Source organism: Streptomyces sp. NPDC001514 (assembly GCF_053597075.1).
In genome coordinates, this window is the sequence record NZ_JBSFHO010000042.1 from 63,233 (window position 1) to 70,631 (window position 7,399).

The following is a 7,399-nucleotide window of genomic DNA, read 5'->3' on the forward strand; positions in this document are numbered from 1 at the left end:
CAATCTCAGCGGCACTTTCTGTACCTCAACTACTCACACCCGGAACTGCTCCATCGCCGTGAGCCGGGCCGCCGTCGCCTTGCCAGCGGCCGTGAGCTTCACCCGCTCAGGGTTATGGCTGACAGTGATGGTTGCGAGGCCGCGGGCGGTGAGAAAGGACAGAAACTGGCGGTAACGGTGGTCCCAGGGGCCGTACCGGTAGCGCACCATTGGCGCCTCGATCTCGGAGGTATCCGGCGCGACGAACACTTCTGGCCGACCAGCTCTTCCCGGCAGCAGAGCGGAGTGCGCCCGTTCCAGGAATCCGGGGTAGCGCAGGAAGAAGTCGAGCCTCGCGAACTTCGTGCGCCCTTCGATGTATGGCCCCGGGCTCTGACCGCACAGGTGGATGAGCAGCAACAGGCGCGAGGCATGGAAATCGACCGAGTCGTCGGGATCCCACGCCCTATGGAGGGGCGGCACGACCTTGCTGCCGATTTTATGAGGCATCTTCGTACCTGTTCTGGCAGCGTGCAGTGATGTCGCTCAGCACAGCCAGAGCCTGGCTGAGGTCTACCGCTCCAGAGACCACTTCCCGCATCTGGCTGACTTTGAGCATCGTTTCCCTATAGGCGGGTTCGCCTGCCTCGATCAGACCGCCGCGCCTTTGCATCGAGGTGAGCTGGCAGATGGCGTAGACCTTGTCCGACAGCTCGGCGAGACGCTGGCGCTCACTACCCAGGCTGCGGCGCTGGGCCTGGCGGAACGTCAGCATGGCCTCATGCTGACGTTCCGCCTCTGCATTGGGGACACCAGCTGGCCGCAGCTTCGCCTGGAGGGTCATGAGCGGCTCGGTGGAACCATCGGGGCGCTGCCCGGTCACCTGGAGAATGGACTTCTCGAGGATGCTCCGGAATTCGTGAGCCGTGTGGCGTTGAGGTTCTGGCTCGGCCGCACGGCGCGCGATGTATCCGGAGACAAGTCCCAGCAGGACGTTGTCCACCTCCTGCGCCAGAGGGTCCTGGCCGAGGTATGTCGTAATCAGCGGAATCAGACGTCGGCGGGCTTCATCCTCGACCTGATCGCAAGTGCGTGCTGTGACAAGGACATCCAGACGATCGACGCACCATCCGACGTCACGGCCGTCGGGCAGGCTCAGACCGTTGAGCTTGTCGATGATCCGCTCGCGGGCGTCTTCGCTGATCGGCCCGCGTGCGACGCCGCGCTCACAGACAAACTGGAACAGATCTCGCTGGGGGGTCTCATTCACGATCAGCGTGAAGCGTGTTCCCTCAGGAAGTGGCTTGCCGCCGAACAGCTTGCCGAGGTAGCTCGTTGCCGCCGTTCTGTTCTCTGCCTTCTTCGCCGCATCCGGCTTGCAGATGTCGGCGATGCTGTGACGCTTCGCTCCTTCGACTGTCTTGACCTGCCGGTAAGAAGGCGCGTCAACTTTGTAGCAGAGGATGTCCTCCAGATCCTCCCACGAGACTTCCGTCCAGTGGCCTTCCAGCATGTCGAGGCAGTCCAGGAGTGTGACCGCGTCCTGGTACAGGAAGCCGCGCCGGCTGCGCCGGCCACCATCAGCAGGCGCAAGCGTCACCGGCGCTCCACCCACGCAACCGGCCGGTGCCGACCACCAGCCCAACGGCACAGGTTTCTATTCGCATGGTCCCCCCAACGGACGCTCTGGGCATCGGAGTAGATCACCATCCGCACACGGATCGCAACGGTCCGTTGGAGTAATTCGCGCAAGAACAGGCTGATCCCGCCGGCCGCTGGTGGCCCCGGCCCAGTGAGCGGGACCACCAGGTTGGCGGATGTGGGGTCAGCGGGTGCGCCAGTTAGCGCTGCTGGATCCACCAGATGATCCACCCAGTTCCGCTCGCGCCCACGGCGCCGGCGGAGCCGCGGACGATGCCGTAGCCCGCCGTACGGGCGAGGGCGCGCAGGCGACGGCGGCGACCGCCGTCCAGCAGCTGCAGCAGCCGGGCCCGGATCTCGGACCAGATGTGACGCAGCTTGTCGTTGCCCTGGTGGTGCCGGGTCGACGTCGGTCGGCCGGTGCCCTTAGGCTCGTTGAACATGCTGATGGTGCCTCCTTGGGGAGCGACTGTCGGTTTCTTCACTGGGCGGCTCCCTGCTCCAACAGGGGGCCGTCGCCCGTTTGCGGGGCGGCGACCTGCGCCGCGCCCGACCCGTGTGTGCGGGGCCGGGAGTCGTGGGGCCGGGACGCCGCAGCGCCCGGCCTGCTCACTTTGGGGCCATCGCCCCCGAGAGCACGGGGACACCGGAGGCGATCCGCAGCGCGGTGCCGGCGACCCCCGCCGGAGTCCAGGCGGCGGCCGCCGCCTCCCGGTCCGTCTTGTTGACGTTCATGTCGAACGGCGCGGCGAGCGCCCAGCGCACACCCGTGCTCTGGCCGAAGATGGAGGAGCCGTCCAGATACTGCTCAGTGAGGAACTCGTACAGCAGCCCCTTCGCCTTCAGCTCCGTGATGCCGCGTCCGACGGTTGCCGGGGAGATCCCATACCAGGAGGCGAACTGCTTGTCCTTGTACAGGACGAAGGACCGGCTGCGCTGGCTCATGAAGATGAACAGCATCGCCTTCGCCGGCATCGTCAGCGACTTGTAGTAGTCCTGCTCCCAGTACGCGAAGGGCACCTTGAAATAGACGTCCTTGCGGGAGCCCTGCTTGTTGCCTGACGGCAGCGTGTACGGGTCCCCGGAGCCGTCCTCGTGCAGCTTGATGATGCGGGTCATCCGGCCGTCCGGCGCCGTGCTGATCAGTTTCAGCTTCTTCAGCTTGGCCAGGTGCCTCGAGACCGCGGCGCTCGCCGTGCCGTCGGTGGCGAACGAGATCCCTGCGGCGCGGCCCCGTGTCTCGGACCGGCGAGTCACGCCCCAGTCGCCGTCTTTGCGACCGTGCGGGAGTGGGCCCCGTGCGGCGACGCAGTGGACCAGGAGGAAGAGCTCCAGCCGCTCGGGGCTGCGCAGCAGGTGACGGAGCGGGCCGGGCTGCGTGACCAGGCGGGGGCCGGGACGGGCGTCCTGGACGAACGCGCGCCGGATGGGGACGGCACGGCTGGAGCGCTTGGACTCGTTCAGCAGCATCCGTATCGTGTCGCCCTGGCTCACGGCCTTGTCCCGCTTGAGCACGGTCAGTTCGGTGTTCACGGGCCCAACTATGCGCCCCATCGTGGGCGGTTCGGGTGCCGGTTACGGGAGCGCACACCCGGCCGGGCGCTCGCTCAGCTCGGCTAGTCGGAAAACATGAGATAACAGATGACCCCAGTAGGAAACTTCTGTTCACCAAAAACCGCAGGTAGGACCGTATCTGATGCTCGGAACTCTTGCGTGTTCAGATTGCGATCTTTGGCGTTCTGGACGTCAACATTTGACAATTTCATCTCATAACTCCGTGCTCGGGAGGAGGCGACCCACGAGTGGGTCCCGCACCGGCCCGGCCGGCCTAGACGACGTCCGCCCGCCCGTGCCGACAGCACGAGGCCCAAGGCCTTTTGAAAAGAGGGCCCGGGGTCTGGCGCGGTGGGGAGGGAGCAGGCAGAGGCTTTCTCAGTAGTCGTCCCGTTCGGAGGGCGGTCCGTACTGCTCGATGAGGTCGCAGGTGTAGGTGCCGCCGCCGTACAGCGGTTTGTCGCACTCGTCATGGTGGTGCCGTACCGGCGGCTTCGGCGGCGCGGGCCGTACGGAGCCGCCCTTCGTCGGCTGGGCCGGGACGGCCTGGGCGGTCGGCGCCGATGCCGCGCCCGCCCAGTCGACACCCAAATCAGCCAGGGCCGACCGCTGGTCCGCAGTGAGCTTGTCCCGCCTCGCGCGGGTGTTCGATACCCACACGCCCAGCTTGACGACCACCGGCTCCGCCTCGCCGTCGACCTTGGTCTGCTCGCTGTGGCCCCTCGGCACAGGCCGGGCCCCTTCCCGCTCCACCCACTGCGCGAGGGCCGCCAGGCCCCGCTGGAACGCCGTTTCTGCCTTGCTCGTACCCTTCGTCGCACGATCCGCTGCTGGGGCGGGAGACGGCGCCTCAAGCGGTGTGACGCCCAGCTGGGACAGCCGCTCCTGCTGATCGGTGGACAGCTGCGCCCAGGTGCTCGCTTCCCGTTGCCGTGCCAGCCACTTGCCCAGGTCGTCCCCCTCGAACAGCACGCCGGGTTGAATGGCCAGCAGGTGGCCGTCGGCGTCGACCAGGTCGGCAAGGACGCGGTAGCGGCGTTGCCAGTCCAGCGGCCACGGGCAGTTCCAGTCTGGGTCGATCTCCGCGAGCTGCGCGGCCCGGGTCTCCGCGCGCTGCAGGTCCTTGCCGAGGCCGCCCTTCCTGCGGAGGTTGGCCATGTGCTGCCCGACCGGGACCAGCTCGCCGTCAGCGCCTCCCCACACAGCGTCCTGCCTGGGGGCCATGTGCCCGTGTGCGCGCCGGTAGGAGCGCAGCGCCGCCAGCTTCGTCTCCCAGGCTTCTTCGCCGGGTTCCCAGACCATCCCGGCTTCGTCGAGGAGTTCCTTGCGGTGGGTGTCGAGTTCGTCGGCCCGGTAGGCGCGGCGTTGCTGGTGGACCCAGCGCCCGAGCGGGAACGCCTTGGTGACGCCGGCCTCGGTCTCGATGTCATAGGGGACGGCGTACAGCCCGGTGACGCTGTTCTCCTCGCGCCACTGTCGGAGCGCCTGGTAGCCCTCCAGCCAGACCAGGCTCTCGGGCCTGTAGACACGGGTGCGCAGGAATGCGGCGATCGTTGCCGGATCGCGCGGGCTGGAGAAATGAAGCAGCACCGACTCCGCCGCGCCCTCCGTCTCGTCCTCCCCGCCCCCGCCCTCGATGATGCGCCCGTCCTCGTCCCGCTTCAGATGCACTTTCCGCTGCCCGCTCGACAGCGCCCGGTTGGCGAGCTGTTCGAGCAGGTGTTCCGAGTGGGAGCGCAGGCCTTGGAGTACGGCGACCAGGGGGGCGAACGAGGCGCTGGCGACCATGTCCTGCGGGTTTTCGCCGGGCTGGAGGAAGACCGGCACGATGATGCGCGCCACCTTCGTCGTGCCGTCCGGGTTGGGGCGCAGTGCCCGGCCGATGTTCTGGACGATCTCAACCTGGGAGGTGCGGGTGTCCGCGAAGCACACGGCTTCTACGCCGCGTTCGCCGACGATGTCGACACCTTCGCCGAGGACTCGCACGGAGGCGAGGAAAGCGCGATGAACCCTGCGTCCGTTGGCGTCGATGCCGCCTGCGAACTGCCGGGTGGCCTCGCGTCGTTCGGAGACGAGGTGGTCGCCGCACAGCCACTGCGCCCAGACCCGGTCCGGGGGGACGTGCCGGTAGGGCTCGAGCTCACCGGGCTCGGCGCCGAGGGGGGAAGGCGGCCGCTCAGCGGCCTCCTGGAGCGCGTGCGCCGAGACCTCGGCCTCGTACAGGTCGGCGGCGGTCTCGGGCAGTTTGGCGGCGAAGGCGGCGGCCTCTTCCACGCGCTGGTGGAAGGTCATCACCGTCTTGAGGTTGTGCGTGGCGGCGTGTTCCAGGAGCGCGGCCTGCAGGAGGGCGAGCCGCCGGCCCCGGCGCGCTTCCTCGGACAGGCCCAGAAACAGGTCCGGATCCTCGATCTCCAGCACGTCGATCTCGAAGCCGGCGAGGATGCCGCGCTCGATGCCTTCGCTCAGCCCGAGCTCATAGATCCATTCGCCGTAGGGGCCTTCGGGGTCGCTACGCATCGACGCGATCTCGAGCTCCTGGCCGTCCTTGCCCATCGGCGGACGGGGCGCGGCGAGGATCCGGGGCGTGGCAGTGAGGTAGAGCCGATAGTCCACAGGGATCCGCTGGTTGTCGTGGATGGCGGCCCACGGGCGGCCGAGGTCCCCGGCGAGTCCGTGGGCTTCGTCTAGGACGGCGAGGTCGAATCCGGCGAAAGTTTGCCCGTACAGCCGCTCGCCGCCTGCCAGGGCGGCCTCCAGCGGTCCGCGGACCTTTGCCTGGCCCGTCGGGTCGTCGGGGTCGTCCCGATCGACGAGGGAAGCGTATGTGGCGAAGACGACCACCGGCCCGCGCCCCGCCCACAGGGCGAGTTGGATCGGGTTCGTGGTCGTACGGACCCCGAGCTCGTTCAGCACCGCATCGCTCTCCAGCGAGCACACGGCGACCATCGGCGAGGTGTGGCCAACCCGGCGCCACGCCTGAGCGGTCTGCACCAGGAGGTCGAGAGTGGGGACCGTCACCAGGATCCGACCGCCCCGGAAGCAGTCCAGCGCGGCCCACGCGGCCGTGATCGTCTTCCCCGAGCCGGTCGCGGACACCACCGTGGCGCGCGCACCCTGAGCAGACACAGAAGATCTTGCAGGGAATCCAACCCATCGGCGGATACATGCATTCGCGTCCACCTGGTGTTCCCGAAGCTGAATACCCGGCATTGAAGAATCCTCCACAATCTCTTTCTCAGGCCGTTCCGGGAATTCACTGGGACGGTGGGAAGGCGGTGCCCATACGGTACCGTCCTCGCTCACACGACCCGCTCGGCCAGCTGCGCCAGGACCTCGGCGGGCTGAAGCCCGCATGAGCCGCGGGCCGAGCTATGGCTGTCCGCAGTGCCGAGTCGGCTCGTCCGGTAGTGGCCAGTCCGTGGCCGCTCGCCGCCGCGCCACAGCGGTCGACCACGCGGCCAGAGCCCTCTCGCGTCGAGCCTCGCGTCCCTGCGCCCACTTGGAGCCTTGCTCGTCTTGCTCAGGTTCGTACGTGTTGTAGTCCGAGGAGTCCATCAAGGCCGCCACGCGCTGCCACTCGGCATGCCTGCCTCCCACACCTCGACCAGTCGCCCCGGATCCTGCGCGCCGAGCCCGTACGCCGAAGGCCAGCCCGTCCAGGTCTCCCGAGCTCTGCCCGCCGCCTCGGCGACCCGCTCCGCCACCGCGGCGGCCAAGCCGACCCCCTGACGCCGGACTGAATCCCGAGCCAGGTCCTCAGCAATCCACATACTCTTTCCCCTCTGACGTGAAGATCAGGCCGGACGGTCTGGGGTGGTGCCCTGTTTTTACCAATCCTACATGCTGCATCAAAATGACCCCAGCACTACGCTGAACCCGACACGAACGAGAAACGCCTCCCTTCGTAGCCAGCCAGGCCCGCGTCAGCGGGCCCAGGTCCTGGAGGCGAAGCCGGAAGGGCCATCGGTGGGGGAGCGAAGCGGACACACCGCTCAGCCGAGCGCAGAGCGCGCTGCTGAGGGCTAGCGGCGCCTGACACCCAGTCACCCCAAAGCCCCTGCACAGCAGGGGCTCACCGGCCCGCAACGCGGGCCGGTCACACTCGGCTCTGCAGCGAAGCGGAAGAGCCGGCCCGGCACCGCCGGGCGTAGCGAGCAAAGCGAGCCACAGACTCCGTGAAACGGAGTCAACTCTGCTGCGAAGCAGCAGAGTTCCCAGACCCGCG

The 7,399-nt window shown here is 67.9% G+C and carries 6 protein-coding genes; all 6 read right to left on the minus strand.

Features of this window, described 5'->3' with window-relative positions; translation table 11 throughout:
* Positions 1 to 33: 33 nt before the first annotated feature.
* A complete protein-coding gene (locus ACWCXB_RS32625; protein WP_450727406.1) occupies positions 34 to 489 on the minus strand; it encodes a hypothetical protein in 456 nt (151 codons plus the stop codon).
* A complete protein-coding gene (locus tag ACWCXB_RS32630; RefSeq protein ID WP_450727408.1) occupies positions 479 to 1,579 on the minus strand; it encodes a dsDNA nuclease domain-containing protein in 1,101 nt (366 codons plus the stop codon). The genes ACWCXB_RS32625 and ACWCXB_RS32630 overlap by 11 nt, the downstream gene beginning before the upstream one ends.
* Positions 1,580 to 1,820: 241 nt before the next feature.
* Positions 1,821 to 2,063: a hypothetical protein gene (locus tag ACWCXB_RS32635; RefSeq protein WP_450727410.1), complete on the minus strand. Its 243-nt coding sequence runs from the start codon at positions 2,061 to 2,063 to the stop codon at positions 1,821 to 1,823.
* Between the two features lie 166 nt (positions 2,064 to 2,229).
* On the minus strand, positions 2,230 to 3,153 hold the full coding sequence (locus ACWCXB_RS32640) for a hypothetical protein (RefSeq protein WP_450727412.1): 924 nt from the start codon (positions 3,151 to 3,153) through the stop codon (positions 2,230 to 2,232).
* A 399-nt stretch (positions 3,154 to 3,552) separates the two neighbouring features.
* Positions 3,553 to 6,384, minus strand: coding sequence for a Helicase associated domain protein (locus tag ACWCXB_RS32645; protein WP_450727414.1), 2,832 nt, complete (start codon positions 6,382 to 6,384; stop codon positions 3,553 to 3,555).
* A gap of 344 nt (positions 6,385 to 6,728) precedes the next feature.
* Positions 6,729 to 6,890 (minus strand): hypothetical protein, encoded by a 162-nt coding sequence (locus ACWCXB_RS32650; protein ID WP_450727416.1) that lies wholly within the window; start codon positions 6,888 to 6,890, stop codon positions 6,729 to 6,731.
* Positions 6,891 to 7,399 lie beyond the last annotated feature (509 nt).

Coding starts and splice junctions, on each gene's coding strand:
- ACWCXB_RS32635 (WP_450727410.1), bottom strand. CDS start 2,063: ATGTTCAACGAGCCTAAGGGCACCGGCCGACCGACGTCGACCCGGCAC.
- ACWCXB_RS32625 (WP_450727406.1), bottom strand. CDS start 489: ATGCCTCATAAAATCGGCAGCAAGGTCGTGCCGCCCCTCCATAGGGCG.
- ACWCXB_RS32645 (WP_450727414.1), bottom strand. CDS start 6,384: ATGCCGGGTATTCAGCTTCGGGAACACCAGGTGGACGCGAATGCATGT.